The following is a 19,879-nucleotide window of genomic DNA, read 5'->3' as shown; positions in this document are numbered from 1 at the left end:
CGCCGGCACCCCCCGCACACCGTCCTACACACACCCGTCCGGCTCGGCCGAGCCGGACGGGAAGACTGTACGGCGGCGGAGGCCGGGTGGGGCCGGGAACGGGCAACCGTCAGCCGGTGGAGCGGCCGGGCCGCCCGTTCCGTGGTGCCGCCGGCGCTGCCGGTCGGCCACGCGCCGTATCCGTCGCTGCGGGAGCGCTATCCGTCGCTGCGGGAGCGCTATCCGTCGCTGTGGCAGCGCGCTATCCGTCGCTGCGCGCGCCTCTATCCGTCGCTGCGGGAGCGCTATCCGTCGCTGCGCACACCCCTATCCGTCGCTGCGCGCGCCTCTATCCGTCGCTGCGCGCGCCTCTATCCGTCGCTGCGCGCACCCCTATCCGTCGCTGCGCGCACCCCTATCCGTCGCTGCGCTCCGACAGTCGCTGCACCAAGGCCCGGTGGACCACCGGGGGCAGCAGGTGCGAGACGTCGCCGCCCCAGGCCGCGACCTCCTTGACCAAACTGGAGGAGAGGAAGCTGTACGTGGGGTTGGTGGGGACGAACAAGGTCTCCACCCCCGAGAGGCCGTTGTTCATCTGGGCCATCTGGAGCTCGTAGTCGAAGTCGCTGACCGCGCGCAGCCCCTTGACGATGGCGGGGATGTCACGGGCCTTGCAGAAGTCGACCAGGAGCCCGTGGTGGGACTCGACCTGGACGTTTCCGTACTCCGAGGTCACCTCGCGGATCAGGTCCAGGCGCTCATCGATGGTGAAGAGACCTTTCTTGGACTGGTTGATCATCACCGCGACGTGCACCACGTCATACAGCTTCGAGGCGCGGGCGATGATGTCGATGTGTCCATTGGTGATGGGGTCGAACGACCCCGGACAGACTGCGCGGCGCACTGGAAGTCCCTCGCTCTCCGGTCCGGTCATGGGGCGTCTTCGCACGTGGATGCCTCTGCGCAGACAGAGGCGGCGCGACCGTACCAAAGCGTGCCCTCGCCGTAACGGCGGGAACGCAGTGGCTCGAACCCCGGTGGCCAGGCGAAGGAACCGCCCCTGGTGCTGCGTTCCACGGTGGCGAGCGCGTCGGCGGTGAGCCAGCCCTGGGTGCGGAGTGTGAGGAGGATCTCTCGAAGATCGTCATCCGTGACGGCGTACGGAGGGTCCAGGAAGACCACGTCATACGGGGTGGCGGGCGGCGGGCCCGCGACGATCTGCTCCGCCCGGCCGGTGCGTACCTCGGCGCCGGGCAGCGCGAGCGCCCGCACGTTCTCCCGCACCACCTTGGCCGCCCGGGCGTCCGCCTCCACCAGCAAGGCGTGCGCGGCGCCCCGCGAGAGGGCCTCCAGGCCGACGGCGCCCGACCCGGCGTACAGATCGGCGACCCGGACACCGGCGAACGAGCCGAGGAACGACTCCCAGCTGGAGAAGAGGCCCTCGCGCGCGCGGTCGGAGGTGGGGCGGGTGCCGGTGCCCGGGGGGACGGCGAGTCTGCGTCCGCCGGCGGTGCCGGCGATCACGCGGGTCATCTGTGTCCTTACACGGTGTCGGTGTGCGCGGGGGCGTGTGCCCCTGCCAGGCAAGTCTCTCAGCCGTGTGCCGCGTGCGACGCCTCGGGCGGGGCGACGCGGCGGGCCGCACACCGGGGTGTGACCTCCTGGCGGGCCCGGCCCGGGGCCGGCCCGTACGGGGTGCGGCCTGCTGGTGGGCCAGGCCCACGACCAGGCACGGACCCGCGCCTGGCTGTGGGCTCCCACCCCATGCGAACAGGTGGGTTCCCCACCGTACGGGCGGGCGTCCCGCAAGGCGATGGAGGTCCCGTCGGCCGAGGAGAGGCTGGGGACCCCCTCGCCCTCGGCGGACCGTATGCCCACCAGCGGGTGGAATACCTGTGCCCCATACGCTCGGCCCGCAGCAGGCCCACACAGAGGGGGCCACCTGTCCCACGGGGGCGGGAGAACACCTGCTCGGCAGGGGGCGTCCCCGGGGCACAGGGGTGGTGCGGTCGAGGCGGGCGGGAAGCTAGCCCTTGTCGAGATAGCTTTCGCGGTCCTTGTCGAGGAGGGCGTCCAGCGTGGTGCGCAGGGCGGGCGCGGCCGTCAGGTCGGGGTCCGCCGCGACCAGGGCCGTCGCCTCCTCGCGGGCCGCCGCGATGATCTCCTCGTCGTCGATGACGGCGAGCATCCGCAGCGAGGATCGGGCCCCGGACTGGGCCTGGCCGAGCACATCGCCCTCGCGGCGCTGCTCCAGGTCGATCCGGGAGAGTTCGAAGCCGTCGAGGGTGGCGGCGACCGCGCCGAGCCGGGCGCGGGCCGGGCTCGCCTCGGGAGCCTCGGTGACCAGGAGGCAGAGCCCGGGGGCCGCGCCCCGGCCCACCCGGCCGCGCAGCTGGTGCAGCTGGGAGACGCCGAACCGGTCCGCGTCCATGATCACCATCGCGGTGGCGTTGGGGACGTTGACCCCGACCTCGATCACGGTGGTGGCGACCAGCACATCACACTCACCCGCCGCGAAGCGGCGCATCACGTCGTCCTTGTCGTCGGGGTGCATCTTGCCGTGGAGCACCCCGATCCGCAGTCCGGCGAGCGGGCCGCGCTCCAGGCGCTCGGCGATGTCCAGGACGGCGAGCGGTGGCCGCTTGTCGGACGCGTCGGCTCCCTCGTCCGCCGGGGCGCCCAGCGCGGCGTCGGCCGCTTCCGCCGACTCCGGTACGGCCGTCGCCTTCTCGTCGTCGGCGGTCTCACCGATGCGTGGGCAGACCACATACGCCTGGTGCCCCTTGGCCACCTCCTCGCGCACCCGCTCCCAGGTCCGGGCGAGGAAGTGGGGTTTGTCCCGGGCCGGGACCACATGGCTGGCGATCGGCGAGCGCCCGGCGGGGAGCTGGTCCAGGACGGAGGTCTCCAGATCACCGAAGACGGTCATGGCGACCGTCCTCGGGATCGGGGTGGCGGTCATGACCAGCAGATGCGGCGGCTGGGCGCCCTTGGAGCGCAGGGCGTCGCGCTGTTCGACACCGAAGCGGTGCTGTTCGTCGACGACGACCAGCCCGAGGTCGTGGAAGCGGACCGTGTCCTCGATGAGTGCGTGGGTGCCGATCACGATCCCCGCCTCCCCGGTCACCAGGTCCAGCAGGGCCTTGCGCCGCGCCGGAGCGCCCATGGAGCCCGTCAGCAGCACTACCCGGGTGCCGTGGTCGGCCCCGCCGAGGAGCCCGCCCTCGGCCAGCTCCCCCATCATCTCCACGATGGACCGGTGGTGCTGCTGGGCGAGCACCTCGGTGGGCGCGAGCATCGCCGCCTGTCCGCCCGCGTCCACGACGGCGAGCATCGCCCGCAGGGCGACCAGCGTCTTGCCGGAGCCGACCTCGCCCTGGAGCAGCCGGTGCATGGGGTGTTCGGTGGCCAGGTCGGCGAAGATCTCCTCGGTGACCGTGCGCTGCCCCTCGGTCAGGGTGAAGGGCAGCCGGTCGTCGAAGGCGTCGAGCAGCCCACCGGGGGTGGGTCTGCGGGCCACGGCGGGCAGTTGGGTGTCGGCGAGACGGCGCCGGGCGAGCGCCACCTGGAGCACGAACGCCTCGTCCCACTTCAGCCGCCGCCGGGCGTCCTCGACATCGGCCTTGGTGCGTGGGCGGTGCACCTTGAGCAGGGCCTCGGGCAGCGGGACGAAGGCACGGCCCTCCCGGAGCGCCTCGGGCAGCGGGTCGGCCGCCTCCCGCGCCCGGGGCAGCACCGCGTCCACCGCCTTGGCGATCTTCCAGGACTCCATCCCCTTGCAGGCGGGGTAGATCGGGATCAGCGCCCCCGCCCAGGACTCGGCGTCCAGTGCGTCGTCGCCGTCCTGTGTGCCGCCACCGCCGAGCTTGGCGTAGGAGGGGTGGGCGAGCTGGAGCTTGCGGTTGAAGACGGAGACCCGGCCCGCGAACATCGCCCGGGTGCCGGGCAGCAGCTCCTGGTGCGGCTTGTGGACGCCCCGGCCGAAGAAGACGAGCTGGAGCCGTCCGCTGCCGTCGGTGATCGTGACCTCCAGCCGCTTGCCCTTGCCCCCGTTGAAGGTGTGCACCCGGGCGTCGGCGACCTGCGCCACCACGGTCACGTCCTCGTCCAGTGGCAGCTCGGAGAGTCGGGTGAGCTGGCCCCGCTCCTCGTAACGGCGCGGATAGTGGTGCAGGAGGTCACCGACGGTGGCCAGGCCGAGCTGTTCGGCCAGCACCTTGGCGGTGGCGGCGCCCAGCGTCGTCCGCAGCGGGGCGTCCAGCGGTTCAGTCACGGGTCCGTCCAACGGGTCGTTCAGGCGTTCTTCCGGCACGAGCACACGTCCCATTGCACACCACACCTCGGACAGTCCCGGCAACCTGTGGATAACCGCTGGTCATGGCCGTGCGGCGGACCTAGGATGGCGCGGGTCTCCCCACCGGCCCGCCGCGATCACCGACTTCCGGGATCGCCCGACCCGCGCCGCGCTCCACCCCCCACCGGCGCAGCGACGATGACTTCAGAGACCTCCGCCCACAGGGCTACCCCGTCCGGCTCCTCCGACGACTCCTCCGGTACTTCCGGTACTTCCGGTCACACCTTCCAGGTCGATCTCCGTGGCCTGGTGGATCTGCTCTCCCACCATCTCTACTCCAGTCCCCGGGTCTATCTGCGCGAGCTGTTGCAGAACGCCGTGGACGCGATCACCGCCCGGCGGGCCGCCGATCCCGAGGCCCCCGCCGAGGTCCGGCTCACCGCCGACGGCCATACCCTGCGCGTCGAGGACAGCGGGATCGGCCTCACGGAGTCCGATGTCCACACCCTCCTCGCGACCATCGGCCGCAGTTCCAAGCGCGATGGTCTGGAGTCGGCGCGCTCGGAGTTCCTCGGCCAGTTCGGCATCGGGCTGCTCGCCTGTTTCGTGGTCGCCACCGAGATCCGGGTGGTCAGCCGCTGTGCGCGCCAGCCCGACTCCGTACCCGTCGAGTGGACCGCACGCGACGACGGTTCGTACACCGTGCGGACCCTGCCGCTGAGCGCGCGCCCGGCGGCGGGCACCACGGTGGAGCTGCGGGCCCGGCCCGGTGCCGGGGAGTGGCTGACCGAGGAGCGGGTGCTGGCGCTCGCGCGGGACTTCGGCTCGCTGCTGCCCTATGACGTACGCGTCGGGGAGAGCGCCGTCACCGGGCTCCCCGCGCCCTGGGAGCGCGCGCATCCGAGCCCCGCCGCCCGCCGGGTGGCGCTCGCCTCGCACTGTCACGAACTGTTCGGCTTCACCCCGCTGGACTCGCTGGAACTGGACGTTCCGCTGGCCGGGGTGCGCGGGGTCGCCTATGTGCTGCCGTCCGCCGTCAGCCCGGCGCAACGCCTGGGCCACCGGGTGTACCTGAAGGGCATGCTGCTCACCGACCGGGCCGATGACCTGCTGCCGGAGTGGGCCTTCTTCGTCCGGTGTGTGATCGACACCGACACCCTGCGGCCGACCGCGTCCCGGGAGGCGCTGTACGCGGACGAGACGCTCGCCGCCGTCCAGGAGGCCCTGGGCGCGCGGATCCGGGAGTGGCTGACCACGCTGGCGGCGGGCGATCCCGAGCGGCTCGCGGCGTTCCTGGCCGTGCACCACCTCGGGGTGAAGTCGCTGGCCCGGCACGACGGGGACATGCTGCGCACCATGCTGCCGTGGCTGCCGTTCGAGACGACCGACGGCCCGGTGTCGCTGGAGGAGTTCGCCCGGCGCCACCCGGTGGTGCACTTCACCCGGACCGTGGAGGAGTTCCGTCAGGTCGCGCCCATCGCCTCGGCGCAGGGCATCGGTGTGGTCAACGGCGGCTACACCTACGACACGGACCTGGTGGAGCAGCTGCCCTCGGTCCGTCCGGGCACCGCGGTCGCCGAACTGGACACGGACACCGTCACCGCCTGCCTCGACCCCGTCGACGCGGCCGACGAGCTGGCGCTCGCGGGCTTCCTGGCCATCGCGCGCGCCCGGCTCGACACCCTCGGCTGCGATGTGGCGCTGCGCGCCTTCCACCCGCTGACCGTGCCCGCGCTCCACCTCGACGACCGCACCGCCCGTCATGAGCGGGCCCGCGCCGACGCCGAGGAGCAGGCGGACGACCTGTGGGCGGGCATCCTCGGCTCGCTGCGCGGCAGCGCGCCCCGGGCCCGGCTGGTGCTCAACCACCGCAGCCCGCTGATCCGCCGGATCAGCTCCCTTGGTGACGCGGAACTGACCGGCACCGCCGTCGAGGCGCTGTACGGACAGGCGCTGCTGATGGCCCAGCGACCGTTGCGGCCCGCTGACTCCGCACTGCTCAACCGGGCCTTCGCGGGCCTGCTGGAGTGGACCACCCACGATCAGGAGAACGGCCGATGACCGCCGCCACGACCCTGCGCCAGGCCCTGCGGGAGAACCTGGACGAGCCCGAGGGCCCCGCGCGCAACGCCCGCGCCGAGCGGATCTTCGCCGACATCGAGGCCGCCGGGGACACCGGTCTGCTGATCGACGGCCTCAACCACCTGATGCAGGTCTACAACTACAGCTCCGAGGCGGACAAGATGTTCGTCCCCTTCGCCCGGTTGCTGCGGATGTGGGACGAGCGGCCGGACGCCTTCGACCAGCACCAGTCGCACACCCTGTTCTGGATGTTCAAGTGGGTGTCCAGCGGCATGATCGACCAGCCGCACATCCCGCTCGCCTCCATCGAGACGTGGCAGGCGGAGATGGAGCGCCGCTACCGCGTCGCGGGCCACTCCGAGCGCGCCGTGCGCCAGGGGGAGCTGCGGATCGCCCGCCATCTCGGCGATGACGAGCGCGCCCGGCGCGCGTACGACGCCTGGCAGCGCGCCGACCGTGACGACAAGAGCGACTGCCGCGCCTGCGAACTGCACGCCCAGGGCGAGTGGCAGGCGCACAACGGCGACGACAAGGGAGCGCTGGAGACCTGGCGCCCGGTGCTGGAGGGACAGTTCACCTGCGCCCATGAGCCGCACGCCGTCCTGGCGTCGTCCCTGCTGCCGCTGATGCGCCTGGGGCGTACGGAGGAGGCGCGCGCCCATCATCTGCGCGGCCACCGTCTCGTACGCGCCCATGAGTCGATGCGCGAGTCGCTCGCCGAGCACATCGAGTTCTGCGCGCGGACGGGCAACGAGGGGCGCGGGCTCGAACTCCTCGCCGAACGCCCCGCGTACTTCACCGACCCCGGGGAGCCCTCCAGCCTGATGGGGTACCTGGCCGTGACGGCGCTGCTGGCCGACCGCCTGGTGACGCTCGGGCTCGGGGAGACGGATATGCCCGGCCCCGGGGAGCGCGCGTGGACGGCGCGCGAACTGGCCACGCACGCTCGGCGTGAGGCCCTGGCGATAGCCGCCCGCTTCGACGAGCGCAACGGCAGCGCGGAGGTGAGCGCGCTGCTACGGGAGCGCATGGACGGCGCGCCCCTGGTGGAGCGGCTGCCGCTGGGGTTGCGCGCCACGACACCGCGCCCCACCGCCCCTCGCCCCACCATCGCCGCCCCACCCCTCGCACAGACCCCCGGGACCTCCCTGGAGGAGCTGCTGACCGAGGCGCGACACCGGAGCGAGGCCCACCGGCCGGACGCGGGCGACGCCTGGCGGGCCGTGGTGGCCGCCGCCCGCCACGAGGGCGTCGAGCTCGACCCGCTCGACCTCGCGGAGATCGACGAGTACCGGGGTCTCGACCGCGAGCCGCCCGCCGAGTCCGCCGACTGCTTCGCCTCCGCCGCCGCCCACTACGGCGCCGCGGGCGCCGAGGACCGTGCGGTGGCCGCCCGGGCCCGGGCCGCGTACGCGCGCTGTCTCGCCGGGGACCGCGCGGCCGCGCTGGCCGATGTCGAGTCCGCCCTCGACCGGATCGAACGGCTGCGTACGGAGGGCGCGGCGCGGCCGCGTGAGATCAGCCGGGTCCTCGTCTGCCGGGCCCGGATCCACGAGGACCGTCTTCAGGGCGCCGAACAAGCCGGGGACGAGGCGGAGGGCGGCGCGGCGCTGGAGGCCCTGGAGGAGGCGGCCAGGGGGCTGGTGGAGTTCGCCGAACCCCACCGCGCGGATCCCTCCGTGGCACTCAACCTCGCCGAGGCCCTGGCGTTCCTCGGCCTGGTCGCGCGCTACCAGGGTGACGTGGAGGCCGCCGCCGATCTGTACGAGCGCTCCGCCGAGACCAGTGTGGCCGCGGGCCGCCCCTGGGCCGCGGTCAGCTCCGAGGTGTCGCTCTCCGCGCTCAGCCGCCAGCTCGGCGACACCGAGCGCGCCGTGCGCGCGGCCCGCGCCGCCCTGGAGCACACCTCCGGCTACGGCCGGCCTCCCGGGCTGAGCAGGCTCCACCTCCAGCTCATGGAGTGCCTGACGGACGCGGCGAACGCCAAGGACGCCAAGGACACAGACAGCACAGAGGGCCCAAGGAGCCCAGCGGACACAGGGGGCTCAGCGGACACCACCGGGCTCGCGGAGGCCACCGAGCACGCCCTCCAGGCGGCGCACTGGGCCGACGAGGCGGGCGAGAGCACCGGGATCGGCGCCTACGCGCGCCACCGGCTGGGCGGGCTGCTGCTGCGCCGGGACCGCGTGGACGAGGCCGCCTCCGTCCTGGAGGCCGTCCTGCCCGATCTCACCGCCGACGAGCACGGCGACGGCATGATCGTGCAGACCCTGCACTGGCTCGGCGACTGCCTCATCACCCTCGGCGACCCGCGCGGCGCGGCCGAGCAGTACCTCAAGGGCGCCGACATCGCCCGGACCTGGCCCGAACAGCGTGGTCACGCCATGCTGGCCAACCTCGCCGCCGAGTCCCTCTTCCAGGCCGACCTGAACACCGAGGCCGAGCTGGCCTACCGGCGCGCGGGCGAGCTGTGGCGGAGTGTCGGGGACCCGCACGGGTGGGTGCGCACCCTGCGGGTGCGGGCCTGGATCGCCCTGCGGGACGGCCAGGCCGGTCCCGACGCGGCGCGGGAGCTGATGGCCGAGGCGGCGGCCGTCTGTACGGCGGAACTCGCCGCGCTGGAGGCCCCGTCCGTACAGACGGCTCAGGGATCCGGCCGTACGGACGGGACGGAGGCGGCCCGGGCGCTCCGGGCCGAGCTGGGCGAGACCCACCGGCAGACCGCCGAGGTGCTCGTCAACACGGTCCCCGGGGTGCCCGGGGACGAGGACAGCAGCGGCGCCGCCCGCGCCGCCTACGAGACCGCCCAGGGGCCCGCGGCCCTCGCCGTCGACATCTTCGCCGCCCTGGGTGACGGATACGAGCGGGAGCGGGCGCGCTGTCTGCTGCTGGCCGGGTGGCTCGCGGCGGATCTGGGCGACGCGGACGCGGCGGTCGCGCGGGCGCGTGAGGCGGTCATCCACGCCGAGGCGGCGGGCGACGCCGAGGACCTCCTCCACGAGGCCGCCTCCCTGGTCGCGAACGCCGACTCCTGACGCCGCCGCTCGTGGAGGGACCCGGCTGGATCCCTCCACGAGCGTCACTCCACGCCGAGCAGGAGCAGCGGGCCGCCGGGCCCGGCCGGGTAGTGGAGGATGTCCACCGCCAGATGGGTCGCACGGACATGGCGGTCCAGATGCTCCCGCAGCTCTTCCCCGTCCGGGACGGCCGCGCCCGTGATCAACGTCACCAGCTCACCCCCGGCGGCCAGCATCCGGTCCAGGACCGCCGCCGCCGTCCGGGCCACATCGGCGCCGATCACAGCGACATCCCCGTCGACCAGCCCGAGTACGTCCCCCGCCTGGCACACCCCCGCCGAGGTCCACGCCTGCCGTTCCGCCACGATCAGCTCGGCGTACCGGGTGGCCCCGGCGGCGGCGGTCATCGCGACCACGTCCTCGTCGAAGCCCCGGTCGGGCTCGTGGACGGCGAGGGCGGCGAGCCCCTGGACAGCGGCCCGGGTGGGGATCAGGGCGACCCTGACGCCCTCGGCGCGGGCCTGCTCGGCGGCGGCCCCGGCGGTGTGGCGCAGCTCCGCCGCGTTGGGCAGCAGGACGACCTCACGGGCGTGGGCACGGCGGATCGCGTCCACCAGCTCCCCGCTGGCGGGCGGCTCACCGGGGCGGGCCAGCACGGTGGCGGCGCCCGCGCCCGCGCACAGCTCCACCAGCCCCTCGCCGGGCACGACGACCACCACGGCCCGCTGCGTCCGCTCCCGTACCGGGGCGGCGTCATACGCGGGCGAGGAGGCGAAGTGGGTGATCCGGATCCGGTACGGGCGGCCCGCCTCCACCCCCGCCTCGACGGCGGCTCCCGCGTCATCGACATGGACGTGGACGTTCCAGAGCCCGTCGCCGCCGACCACCACCAGGGAGTCGCCGAGCGCGTCCAGGCGTTCCCTCAGCTTCACCACGGCCGTGTCGGGGGCCTCCAGCAGATAGATCACCTCGAACACGGGCCCGCCGGAGGCGCAGGGGTCGATCAGGACGGGCGCCGCGGTCCGGGAGGTGACCGGCGCGGACGGCGCCTCGCCCGTCACGGTCGCCAGCAGCGCGCCGAGCACGGTGAGCAGGCCGCGCCCGCCCGCGTCGACCACTCCGGCCCGGCCCAGGACGCCGAGCTGCCCCGGCGTGGCCTCCAGCGCCGCGCGGGCCCCCTCGTACCCGGCCCGGACCGCCTCTTCCGGCTCCCTCAGGGCCGCCTCGGCCGCCGCCGACGCCACGGTCAGAATGGTCCCCTCCACGGGGTGCGCGACCGCTTCCCGGGCCAGCTCCGCCGCCCGCGCCAGCGCCTCGGCGAGCCCCTCCCCCGCGCTGACCCGCTCCGCCATCCCCCGGAGCAACTGGGCGAGGATCGTGCCGGAGTTCCCCCGCGCCCCGATCAGCGCGCCATGTGCCATGGCCCGTACGGCGTCGGCCGGGGCGGGTTCGATCGCCCCCGTCTCATGCGCGGCGAACACCGCCTCCACGGCCTGCGCCGCCGACTCGACGGTCAGATAGAGATTGGTCCCGGTGTCCCCGTCGGCGACCGGGTAGACATTGATCGCGTCGATCTCCTCGCGCTCCCGGCCGAGCGCCTCAAGCGCCCGGGAGCACCAGTCGCGTACCGCTGCGGCGTCCAGTGTCTGCGGCACCTGGTGATCCTCCTCGTACGGCCCGGTCAGGGCCGTGGGCTGCCATGGGCGGGGTCGCATCGCAGGGTAGACCCGCCCTGGGGCACGCCATGGCCGGTGGGCGGCGGGGCGGGGGCCGAAGCGGTCATGGTAGTTTCGTTGTGCGGACGCAGTCGTTGTATGCTGCTCCGGTTGCCTGATGAGAATCAGGCCGTTCCCCCGGCAAAGCCACCAATCAGCCTCACTGATTTCCGGCACGCCGGATTTCACTGTAAGTGCATCTGAAGTCTTTGGAGTGACCCGTGGCTGCCAACTGCGACGTCTGCGGCAAGGGGCCGGGCTTCGGCAACAACATTTCGCACTCGCACCGCCGTACGTCTCGTCGCTGGAACCCGAACATCCAGCGCGTGCGTGCCGTGGTCGGTCGGACGCCGAAGCGGCTCAACGTCTGCACCTCGTGCATCAAGGCCGGCAAGGTCTCGCGCTAATCGCGACGGTGTCGTCGTAGCGCAGCCCTTTCCGGTTGCTTTCTGAAAGCCGGTCCACCTCTGGTGGGCCGGCTTTCTGCTGTGCGCGTCCCGCCCGTGTCCGGGGGCACGCAGGGGCCACGGTGGCCCGGCATGGCGATCCGGCGCGCACCCGCCGTCATCCACCCCCGTCACCACGTCCACCGCTCACGCCACCCGCCGAGGGAAACCAGCGACTCAGCGACCACCTCCACGATCGCGGCCAAGGCCGCCAACCGCGCCAGGCCGAGATCTCAGAGATATACTCGATATACGAGTTGATATCTCAGGAGGCGCACGCATGAGCCGCACAGTGATCGATCTGGACGACGAACTGCTGGCCGATGTGGCGCAGGCACTGGGCACCAGCACCAAGAAGGAGACCGTCAACACCGCCCTGCGGGAGGTCCTGGAGAACCGGCGCCGAGCCCTCGCCCTCGTCCGGCTGCGCGCCGCGGCGGTCGACGGCGGCTTCGACCTGGACCTCTTCGACGACAAGCGGAACTACCGGCGGTGAGCGCGGCACAGTTCCTCATCGACACCAGCGCCCTCGCCCGCTTCCTCCGCCAGGACGCCGAACAGCACGGCTGGGATCAGGCGGCGGCGGCCGGCCTCATCGCGACCTGCCCGATCACCGAGCTGGAGTTCTTCTACAGCGCGCGATCGGCCGAGGACCGCGCCCGGGGTGTCGAGGACTTGCGGATAATCTTCGGCTGGGTCCCCGTCGACGACCGCGCGTACGACCGCGCCTGGCAGGTCCAGGAACTCCTGACCCGACGGGGACAGCACCGCGGCGCCGGCCCAGTCGACCTCGTCGTCGCCGCGACGGCGGAGTTGCAGGGCCTGACCCTGCTGCACCGCGACCGTGACTTCGACTGCATCGCGTCCGTCACCGGCCAGGCCATGCAGTGGTACGGCCCCGGACCCGGCAAGTAGCGGCACCGCAGGTCATGTACGAGGTGGGCACAGCGGGCTCCGCGTCGCGTGACCCCCGCGCCCACCCGGACACACCCCGCACGGGGCTACGGGAACGCCCAGGCGTGGTGGACCGGCCCGATGCCCGCTCCCAGGGGGAACCCGGCGGCTATCGCCCCCGTCACATACCGCTTCGCCCGCGCCGCCGCCTCCGGCACCGGCAGTCCCCGCGCCAGCCCGCACGCCAGGGCCGATGCCAGCGTGCACCCCGTGCCATGGGTATGGCGGTTGTCATGGCGCGGGGCCGTGAACCAGTGGTGTTCGGTGCCGTCGGTGAGCAGGTCCACCGCGTCCCCCGCCAGATGACCGCCCTTGATCAGCGCCCAGCGCGGTCCGAGCGCCAGGACGGCGTCGGCGGCCCGGCGCATCCCGTCCTCGTCGTGGACCTCGATCCCGGTGAGCTGGGTGACCTCGTCCAGGTTGGGGGTGGCCACGGTGGCCACCGGGAGCAGTCTCCCCCGTACCGAGGCGAGCGCCGAGGCGGCCAGCAGGGAGTCACCGTGCTTGGAGACCCCGACGGGGTCCACGACCACCGGCGCGGCGGTCTCGGCGAGGAGGGCGGCGACGGTCTCCACCAGGGCGGCGGAGGAGAGCATGCCGGTCTTCACGGCCTGGACGCCGATGTCGTCGACGACGCCGCGGTACTGGGCGCGTACGGCCTCCACCGGCAGTTCCCAGACGCCCTGGACACCCAGGGAGTTCTGGGCCGTCACGGCGGTGACCACGCTCATGCCGTGGGTGCCGAGGGCGAGCATCGTCTTCAGGTCGGCCTGGATCCCGGCGCCGCCGCCGGAGTCGGAGCCCGCGACGGTCAGCACCCGGGGCGGCGCGGTGCGGGACGGGCCGGGGGCGGAGGGCACCTCGGGGGCGCCATGCCGGTGGTCGCTCACGCGGGGCTCCCGAAGTGGTCCCAGCCGCCGGCGGAGTGCCAGGGCGCCCCGTCGACGGTGACCTGGGGCTGGCCGGCGGCGTGCAGCACCTCGCCGATGACCTTCCAGCGGGCGGGCAGCTTGGTGTCGGCGGGGAAGGTGGCGACGATCGCGTGGTCCTCGCCGCCGGTCAGCACCCACTGGAGCGGGTCGACCCCGACGGCCTGGCCGATGTCGTGCATCTGGCTGGGAACGTCCAGAGCGCCGGAGCGCAGGTCGATCCGGACGTGGCTGGCGTCCGCGATATGCCCGAGATCGGCCACGAGCCCGTCACTGACGTCGCACATCGCGGTCGCGCCGAGCCCGGCCGCCGCCGGTCCCGCGTGGTACGGGGGCTCGGGGCGCCGGTGCGCCTCGACGAAGGCCCGGGGCGAGCGGAAGCCCCGGGAGAGCACCGCGTGCCCGGCGGCGGACCAGCCGAGCCATCCGGTGTAGGCGACGACGTCGCCGGGGCGGGCGCCGGACCGGGTGACCGGTTCGTGGTGGCGCAGATCGCCGAGGGCGGTGATGGCGAGGGTGATCACGTCCCCGCGTACGACATCGCCGCCGACCACGGCCGCGCCCGCGACCTGGCACTCGTCGCGGATGCCGTCCATCAGCTCGGTCGGCCAGGTGACGGGCAGCTCGGCCGGGACCACCAGGCCGAGCAGCAGCGAGGTCGGGACGGCGCCCATGGCCGCGATGTCGGCCAGGTTCTGCGCGGCGGCCTTGCGCCCCACGTCGTACGCGGTCGACCAGTCACGGCGGAAGTGCCGCCCCTCAAGGAGCACGTCCGTGCTCGCCACGACCCTGCGGTCGGGCGCGGCCACGACCGCGGCATCGTCGCCGGGGCCGATCCGGACCGCCGGGGTGGAGGTGAGCCGGGCGGTCAGCTCTCTGATGAGGCCGAACTCTCCCAACTCGCCCACAGTGCCCTTCACCCGAGTCTCACCTCTCCATCGTCACCACCGGGGGCCTCCCCCGGTGGAGGAAACTGCCCGCTCGCGCTCGCGAGCGGGCCACGCCGTGGGTACCGTCGATAGCGCCCGTCGCGGCGGCACCCGATCCGTTCCCGTCACCATGGCCGGTCACCGGGTGCCTTCCGGACACGTCACACCATCGGCGCCACGCCGTCGACGGCACCGGGTGCCCAGGTCTCCCCGTGGCCCGTGGCGACGCGGTACCGTGGCGTCCCTCTCTCCCCCGGGGTCCTCCCACCGACGGTAGGGGAAATGATCCTCGGGCCGCCCTGGAGGTTCCGTGGTACAGGCGTACATCCTGATTCAGACCGAAGTGGGCAAGGCGTCGACCGTCGCCGAGGTCATCGGGAAGATCCCAGGAGTGATCCGGGCCGAGGACGTCACCGGCCCCTATGACGTGATCGTGCGCGCGCAATCCGACACGGTCGATGAGCTGGGCCGTCTGGTGGTCGCCAAGGTCCAGCAGGTGGAAGGCATCACCCGCACCCTGACCTGCCCGGTCGTGCACCTGTAGCCCCCGTCTACGCTTGGCCGGTGACTTCCGCCAGCCGATCCGTCCCGCTCTCCGTCACCGCCGTGGTGCTGCTCGCCGTCGCGGGCTGCTCCACCACGGACGCGGCGGCCCCGGTCGCGGTTCCCAGCCCGCCGTCCGAGCAGGCCCTCCTCTGTGCGGCGCTGCACGAGAGGCTGCCCGATACGGTCGGCGGTGAGGACCGCGCCGACCCGGAGCCCGCGTCGGATCTGACCGCGGGCTGGGGCGACGCCGCGATCGTACTGCGCTGTGGCGTCCCCCGGCCGGAACGGATGGGAGATCCTCAGGCGGATGCCGTGGAGGCGGACGGCGTCAACTGGCTCCTGGAGCAGCGGACCGAGGGGCCTCGGTCCACCCGGTTCACCACCACCTACCGCGAGGCGTATGTGGAGGTGACGCTGGGCGAGCGGTACACGCATGACGCGACCCCGCTGGCGGAGCTGGCGGACGCGGTGCGCGCGACCGTACCCGCGACCATCGAGATCCCGCCGGACCCGCCGCGGGACCAGGGGGCCGAGCCCTCGGTACCGCCCGTGGACCCCCCGGCGAGCGCGGCGGCCGGGACGCCCGCGCCGGGGGCCGTGAGCCCCTCCCATCGCCACTGACCCGTCCCGGGCCCGGGACGGGTCAGTGTGGCGACGCGGTACGGGAGTGCCGGGGCGTCTCGCTAGCGCAGCCCCGTGGTGCGCCGCAGCGCGGCCTGGATCAGCCGGTCGACCAGCTCGGGGTAGTCGACCCCGCTCTCCTGCCACATCCGCGGGTACATCGAGATCGGGGTGAAGCCCGGCATCGTGTTGATCTCGTTGATGACGAAGCTCCCGTCCTCGGTGAGGAAGAAGTCCGCCCGGACCAGGCCCTCGCAGGCGCACGCCTCGAACGCCGCCACCGCGAGCCGCCGCACCTCGGCGGTCTGCTCCTCGGTCAGCGGCGCGGGCACGATCCCGGCGGCGGAGTCGATGTACTTCGCCTCGAAGTCGTAGAAGTCGTGCGCCTGGACCGGCGGGATCTCGGCGGGCACGCTGGCGCGCGGCCCGTCCTCGAACTCCAGCACCCCGCACTCGATCTCACGGCCCCGCAGCAGCGCCTCGACCAGGATCTTCGGGTCGTGGCGGCGGGCCTCCTCGATCGCCTCGTCGAGCCCGGCGGGATCGCTGACCTTGGTGATCCCGATGGAGGATCCGGCGCGGGCGGGCTTCACGAAGAGCGGCCAGCCGTGCTCCCCGGCGAAGTCGGTGATCCGCCGGCGGCAGGCGGCCGGGTCGTTCTCCCAGTCGCGGGGCCGGATGACCTCGTACGGCCCGACGGGCAGGCCGAAGGAGACGAAGACCCGCTTCATGTACTCCTTGTCCTGGCCGACGGCCGAGGCCAGGACACCGGAGCCGACATAGGGCACACCGGAGAGCTCCAGCAGCCCCTGGAGGGTGCCGTCCTCCCCGTACGGACCGTGCAGCACCGGGAAGACGACGTCGACCTCGCCGAGCGCCTTCGGCACCGCGCCCGGTTCGCTGTAGACGACCTCGCGGTTGCCCGGGTCGACGGAGAGCGCCACCACGCCGTCCTCGGACTCCGTGAGCTCCTCGACGCTCGGGGTCCGGCGGTCGCTGATGGCCATCCGCTCGGGTGAGTCGGCGGTCAGCGCCCAGCGGCCGTCGACGGTGATGCCGATCGGCAGCACGTCGTAGGCCGTCCGGTCGATGGCCCGCAGCACGGCACCGGCGGTGACCACGGAGATCCCGTGTTCGGAGCTGCGCCCGCCGAAGACGACGGCCACACGCGGCTTGCGGGTGGGCTGACCGGCGCCGAGGCGCTCACCACCCTGCGGTTCGGGGCTCTGGAGGAGGTTCTCAGTGCTCATATCGGGTCGAGCGTACCTGTTCGAAGGACCGATTCCTCCTCCCGCGCGCCCGTGCCCTGGCCCGTGGCCGCGTCAGGGCGCCCCGCCCGGCCGTTCGGTGGCGTTCGGGCTGGGCGGCGGGCTCGGTCGGGTCCGGGCGGGGCCGGGCGGCTCAGTGGCGTTCGGGTTTCGCCGTACGGGACATGAGGTCCCCCAGCGCGGCCAGCGGGGACTTGCCCTCGTGGACGATGGAGACGACGGTCTCGGTGATGGGCATGTCGACACCGTGGCGGCGGCCCAGTTCCAGCACCGACTCACACGACTTGACGCCCTCGGCGGTCTGCCGGGTGACCGCGATGGTCTCCTGGAGCGTCATCCCCTTGCCGAGGTTGGTGCCGAAGGTGTGGTTCCGGGAGAGCGGCGAGGAGCAGGTGGCCACCAGGTCGCCCAGGCCCGCGAGGCCGGAGAAGGTCAGCGGGTCGGCGCCCATCGCCAGGCCGAGCCGGGTGGTCTCGGCCAGCCCCCGGGTGATCAGGGAGCCCTTGGTGTTGTCGCCCAGACCCATCCCGTCGGCGATACCGACGGCGAGCCCGATGACGTTCTTCACCGCGCCGCCGAGTTCACAGCCGATGACGTCGGTGTTGGTGTACGGACGGAAGTACGCGGTGTGGCAGGCCCGCTGGAGCCGCCGCGCGACCTCCTCGTCCTGGCAGGCGACCACGGCCGCGGCGGGCTGGCGCTGGGCGATCTCCTTGGCGAGGTTGGGCCCGGTGACGACGGCGACCCGCTCGGCGGGTACCCGAGCGACCTCCTGGACGACCTCGCTCATCCGCTTGGCGCTGCCGAGTTCGATGCCCTTCATCAGGGAGACGAGGACGGTGTCGGCGGGAAGCTTGGGCGCCCACTGGGCGAGGTTGCCGCGCAGGGTCTGCGAGGGCACGGCGAGCACGGTGAAGTCGGCCCCGTCGAGGGCCTCGGCCGGGTCGGTGGTGGCCCGCAGGGTCGGCGGCAGCTCGATGCCCGGCAGATAGTCGGGGTTGGTCCGGGTGGTGTTGACGGCGTCCGCGAGTTCGGCGCGGCGGCCCCAGAGGGTCACCTCACAGCCCGCGTCCGCGAGGACCATGCCGAAGGCGGTCCCCCAAGATCCGGTGCCGAAGACGGCTGCCCTGGCGGGGTGTGTCACTTCTTTCCTTCCCCTGCGGCCTTGCGGCGCTGTTCCGCGCGGGCCTTGCGGTGGTCGTACGGCTCGTCCGGCGCCTTCTCGCCGCGCACCTCCTCCAGGAGGGCGGTGATGTCGGCCATGATGGCCTCGGTCGCCTCACGCAGCAGCTCGGGCGTGGGTTCCCGATCGTAGAACCTGTCCAGATCGACCGGTGGTCCGGCCCGCACGATCAGGGTCTTACGGGGGAACAGCCGCATCTTGTCCGTCCCGGCGTACGGCGGTACGGCGAGATTGGCGCCCCACTGGGCGACCGGGATCACGGGCACCCGGGTCTGGAGCGCGATCCGGGCGGCGCCGGTCTTCCCGGCCATGGGCCACATCTCGGGGTCTCGGGTGATGGTGCCCTCGGGATAGAAGGCGACGCATTCGCCCCGCTCGATCGCCTCGACGGCGGCGCGGAAGGCGTCCAGGGCGTCGGTGGACTCACGGTAGACCGGGATCTGACCGGTCCCCCGGAGCATCATTCCGACGAACGGGACGGAGAACAGCGGCGCCTTCGCCAGAAAACGCGGCACCCGCCCGGTGTTGTACTGGTAGTGCGCATAGGAAAGGGGATCGAGATACGAGTTGTGATTCACCGTGGTGATGAACCCGCCCTCGGCCGGAATGTGCTCCATTCCCCGCCAGTCCCGCTTGAAGAGAAGGAGCAGCGGGGGCTTGGCGATGACCGCCGCCAGGCGGTACCAGATGCCGATTCTACGGCGGGACACTCGGACACCCTTCTCTCTCCACCGGACCGGGGGCCGGTCACCGGGGGTCAAGTGTCGCCCCGGGCCCCTGCTCTGTCGAGGACACCGTACGCCCCGGTCACCAGGGCGGCCCTTCGGAGCCGTCCGGCGCCGGGTCACAATGAGCCCCGGCACACGGCCACAATGGGCTCCCGGCACACATGGACGGAGACGTCGTCACGAACACCGACCCGATGACCGGCTGGTCCCTGGTCGTCCCGCTGAAGCCGCTCGTTCGCGCCAAAAGCAGGCTGACGGCCGCCGTCGGTGACGCCCTGCGGCCACGGCTGGCGCTGGCGTTCGCGCTGGACACGGTGGGTGCGGCGCTGACCTGCCCGGCCGTGGCCGGTGTGGTCGTTGTCACGGACGACCCCGTGGCGGGCGAGGCGCTCACCGCGCTGGGCGCGCGGATCGTGCCGGACCGGCCCGCCGCCGGACTCAACGCGGCGCTGGCGCACGGCGCCGCGGCCCTGCGGACGGCCCGGCCCGGCGCGCCGGTGGCCGCGCTCAACGCCGATCTGCCCGCGCTGCGCCCCGGGGAATTGGCACGCGTCCTCGACCGCGCGGCCGCATTTCCCCGGGCCTTTCTGCCGGACGCCGCCGGTGTGGGGACCACATTGCTCACGGCCCGGGCCGGAGTGGAATTGCGGCCCTGTTTCGGGGGACCGTCACGACGGCGGCATTCCGCGTCGGGCGCGGTGGAAATCCTGCTGCCGGGTGTGGATTCGGTCCGCCGGGACGTGGATACCGGCCACGATCTGACCGAGGCCCTCGCGCTGGGGGTGGGCCCCCACACCTCGGGCCGTCTCTCCTGCGCGGCGGGCGCCCGCGACGCCTGAGGCCACGGCCGGGCGCCCGGGGGCCGGGTCGGCACGGTTCCTCCCGGCCGGAAGGCACCCCGGCGCCACGCCCGGTCCGTGGGTCCGTCCCACCGCCGGGCGCCCTCCGCCGGTGCCCCGGGGGTTACGGGGGGGGGACCGTCCGGCGCCATGGGCCACACCGGCGCTCCGGTGCCGGGAGGGCCTAGGGCCTGTCTGATGGATCAGGTTGGGTCAGGGAGCGGGGTCTGGTGCATGGGGCCTCCCCAGGCCCGCCAGGGCCGAGGGGAAGGATCGCAAGGCGGAGGATGGGGGTCCCCCCGGGCGGAGCCTGGGGGAGAGTCACTGCGGTGGGGGTACTCCCCCAGGC

The 19,879-nt window shown here is 73.2% G+C and carries 16 protein-coding genes and 1 pseudogene; 8 read left to right on the top strand and 9 right to left on the bottom strand.

What is annotated here, in order from left to right:
• Positions 1 to 394: 394 nt before the first annotated feature.
• From coaD to recG, 3 genes are all read right to left on the bottom strand, one after another.
• The gene (gene coaD / locus ACFVIM_RS19755) at positions 395 to 883 is read right to left on the bottom strand and encodes a pantetheine-phosphate adenylyltransferase (protein WP_384302884.1); all 489 of its coding nucleotides are present in this window, start codon (positions 881 to 883) and stop codon (positions 395 to 397) included.
• Between the two features lie 26 nt (positions 884 to 909).
• Positions 910 to 1,512 (bottom strand): 16S rRNA (guanine(966)-N(2))-methyltransferase RsmD, encoded by a 603-nt coding sequence (rsmD, locus tag ACFVIM_RS19750; RefSeq protein ID WP_384302882.1) that lies wholly within the window; start codon positions 1,510 to 1,512, stop codon positions 910 to 912.
• Between the two features lie 493 nt (positions 1,513 to 2,005).
• Positions 2,006 to 4,306 (bottom strand): ATP-dependent DNA helicase RecG, encoded by a 2,301-nt coding sequence (gene recG, locus ACFVIM_RS19745; protein WP_384302880.1) that lies wholly within the window; start codon positions 4,304 to 4,306, stop codon positions 2,006 to 2,008.
• A gap of 165 nt (positions 4,307 to 4,471) precedes the next feature.
• Between recG and ACFVIM_RS19740 the strand changes: the two genes are divergently transcribed.
• Both ACFVIM_RS19740 and ACFVIM_RS19735 read left to right on the top strand, forming a co-directional pair.
• Complete coding sequence (locus ACFVIM_RS19740) at positions 4,472 to 6,334, top strand: HSP90 family protein (protein WP_384302878.1); 1,863 nt, start codon at positions 4,472 to 4,474, stop codon at positions 6,332 to 6,334.
• Positions 6,331 to 9,390, top strand: a complete 3,060-nt coding sequence (locus tag ACFVIM_RS19735) for a tetratricopeptide repeat protein (protein WP_384302876.1) — start codon at positions 6,331 to 6,333, stop codon at positions 9,388 to 9,390. Before ACFVIM_RS19740 ends, ACFVIM_RS19735 begins: the two co-directional genes overlap by 4 nt.
• Before the next feature lie 44 nt (positions 9,391 to 9,434).
• Here ACFVIM_RS19735 and ACFVIM_RS19730 read toward each other — a convergent pair whose 3' ends face one another.
• Entirely contained in the window at positions 9,435 to 11,087 is a 1,653-nt protein-coding gene (locus ACFVIM_RS19730) for a DAK2 domain-containing protein (protein WP_384302874.1), read from the bottom strand.
• A 221-nt stretch (positions 11,088 to 11,308) separates the two neighbouring features.
• Between ACFVIM_RS19730 and rpmB the strand changes: the two genes are divergently transcribed.
• The 3 genes from rpmB (at position 11,309) to ACFVIM_RS19715 (ending at position 12,448) form a co-directional block, all read left to right on the top strand.
• Positions 11,309 to 11,494: a 50S ribosomal protein L28 gene (gene rpmB / locus ACFVIM_RS19725; protein ID WP_003957616.1), complete on the top strand. Its 186-nt coding sequence runs from the start codon at positions 11,309 to 11,311 to the stop codon at positions 11,492 to 11,494.
• Positions 11,495 to 11,813: 319 nt separating this feature from the next.
• Positions 11,814 to 12,029, top strand: coding sequence for a type II toxin-antitoxin system VapB family antitoxin (locus ACFVIM_RS19720; RefSeq protein ID WP_384302872.1), 216 nt, complete (start codon positions 11,814 to 11,816; stop codon positions 12,027 to 12,029).
• Entirely contained in the window at positions 12,026 to 12,448 is a 423-nt protein-coding gene (locus tag ACFVIM_RS19715) for a PIN domain nuclease (protein ID WP_384302870.1), read from the top strand. Before ACFVIM_RS19720 ends, ACFVIM_RS19715 begins: the two co-directional genes overlap by 4 nt.
• An 86-nt stretch (positions 12,449 to 12,534) precedes the next feature.
• Here ACFVIM_RS19715 and thiD read toward each other — a convergent pair whose 3' ends face one another.
• The gene (gene thiD / locus ACFVIM_RS19710) at positions 12,535 to 13,347 is read right to left on the bottom strand and encodes a bifunctional hydroxymethylpyrimidine kinase/phosphomethylpyrimidine kinase (RefSeq protein ID WP_384302886.1); all 813 of its coding nucleotides are present in this window, start codon (positions 13,345 to 13,347) and stop codon (positions 12,535 to 12,537) included.
• Positions 13,348 to 13,373: 26 nt separating this feature from the next.
• Positions 13,374 to 14,336, bottom strand: a complete 963-nt coding sequence (locus tag ACFVIM_RS19705) for a thiamine-phosphate kinase (protein WP_384302868.1) — start codon at positions 14,334 to 14,336, stop codon at positions 13,374 to 13,376.
• 319 nt (positions 14,337 to 14,655) lie between these two features.
• Between ACFVIM_RS19705 and ACFVIM_RS19700 the strand changes: the two genes are divergently transcribed.
• Positions 14,656 to 14,889: an Lrp/AsnC family transcriptional regulator gene (locus ACFVIM_RS19700; RefSeq protein ID WP_384302866.1), complete on the top strand. Its 234-nt coding sequence runs from the start codon at positions 14,656 to 14,658 to the stop codon at positions 14,887 to 14,889.
• 20 nt (positions 14,890 to 14,909) lie between these two features.
• A pseudogene (locus tag ACFVIM_RS19695) lies at positions 14,910 to 15,386 on the top strand (DUF3515 domain-containing protein); the annotation flags it as partial.
• Between the two features lie 188 nt (positions 15,387 to 15,574).
• Here ACFVIM_RS19695 and ACFVIM_RS19690 read toward each other — a convergent pair.
• The 3 genes from ACFVIM_RS19690 to ACFVIM_RS19680 all read right to left on the bottom strand — a co-directional run bounded on the left by ACFVIM_RS19690 (position 15,575) and on the right by ACFVIM_RS19680 (position 18,673).
• Positions 15,575 to 16,762, bottom strand: coding sequence for a D-alanine--D-alanine ligase family protein (locus ACFVIM_RS19690; protein WP_384302864.1), 1,188 nt, complete (start codon positions 16,760 to 16,762; stop codon positions 15,575 to 15,577).
• Positions 16,763 to 16,913: 151 nt separating this feature from the next.
• The gene (locus ACFVIM_RS19685) at positions 16,914 to 17,924 is read right to left on the bottom strand and encodes an NAD(P)H-dependent glycerol-3-phosphate dehydrogenase (RefSeq protein ID WP_384302862.1); all 1,011 of its coding nucleotides are present in this window, start codon (positions 17,922 to 17,924) and stop codon (positions 16,914 to 16,916) included.
• Positions 17,921 to 18,673, bottom strand: a complete 753-nt coding sequence (locus ACFVIM_RS19680) for a lysophospholipid acyltransferase family protein (protein WP_384302860.1) — start codon at positions 18,671 to 18,673, stop codon at positions 17,921 to 17,923. The genes ACFVIM_RS19685 and ACFVIM_RS19680 overlap by 4 nt, the downstream gene beginning before the upstream one ends.
• Before the next feature lie 179 nt (positions 18,674 to 18,852).
• Between ACFVIM_RS19680 and cofC the strand changes: the two genes are divergently transcribed.
• A complete protein-coding gene (cofC, locus tag ACFVIM_RS19675; RefSeq protein ID WP_384302858.1) occupies positions 18,853 to 19,530 on the top strand; it encodes a 2-phospho-L-lactate guanylyltransferase in 678 nt (225 codons plus the stop codon).
• The last annotated feature ends 349 nt before the right edge of the window (positions 19,531 to 19,879 follow it).

The sequence above is a fragment of the Streptomyces sp. NPDC057638 genome (assembly GCF_042800315.1).
Taxonomy (GTDB): Bacteria; Actinomycetota; Actinomycetes; order Streptomycetales; family Streptomycetaceae; genus Streptomyces.
The sequence above is the reverse complement of the archived record's forward strand: the minus strand, read 5'-3'. Positions and strand labels throughout refer to the sequence as shown.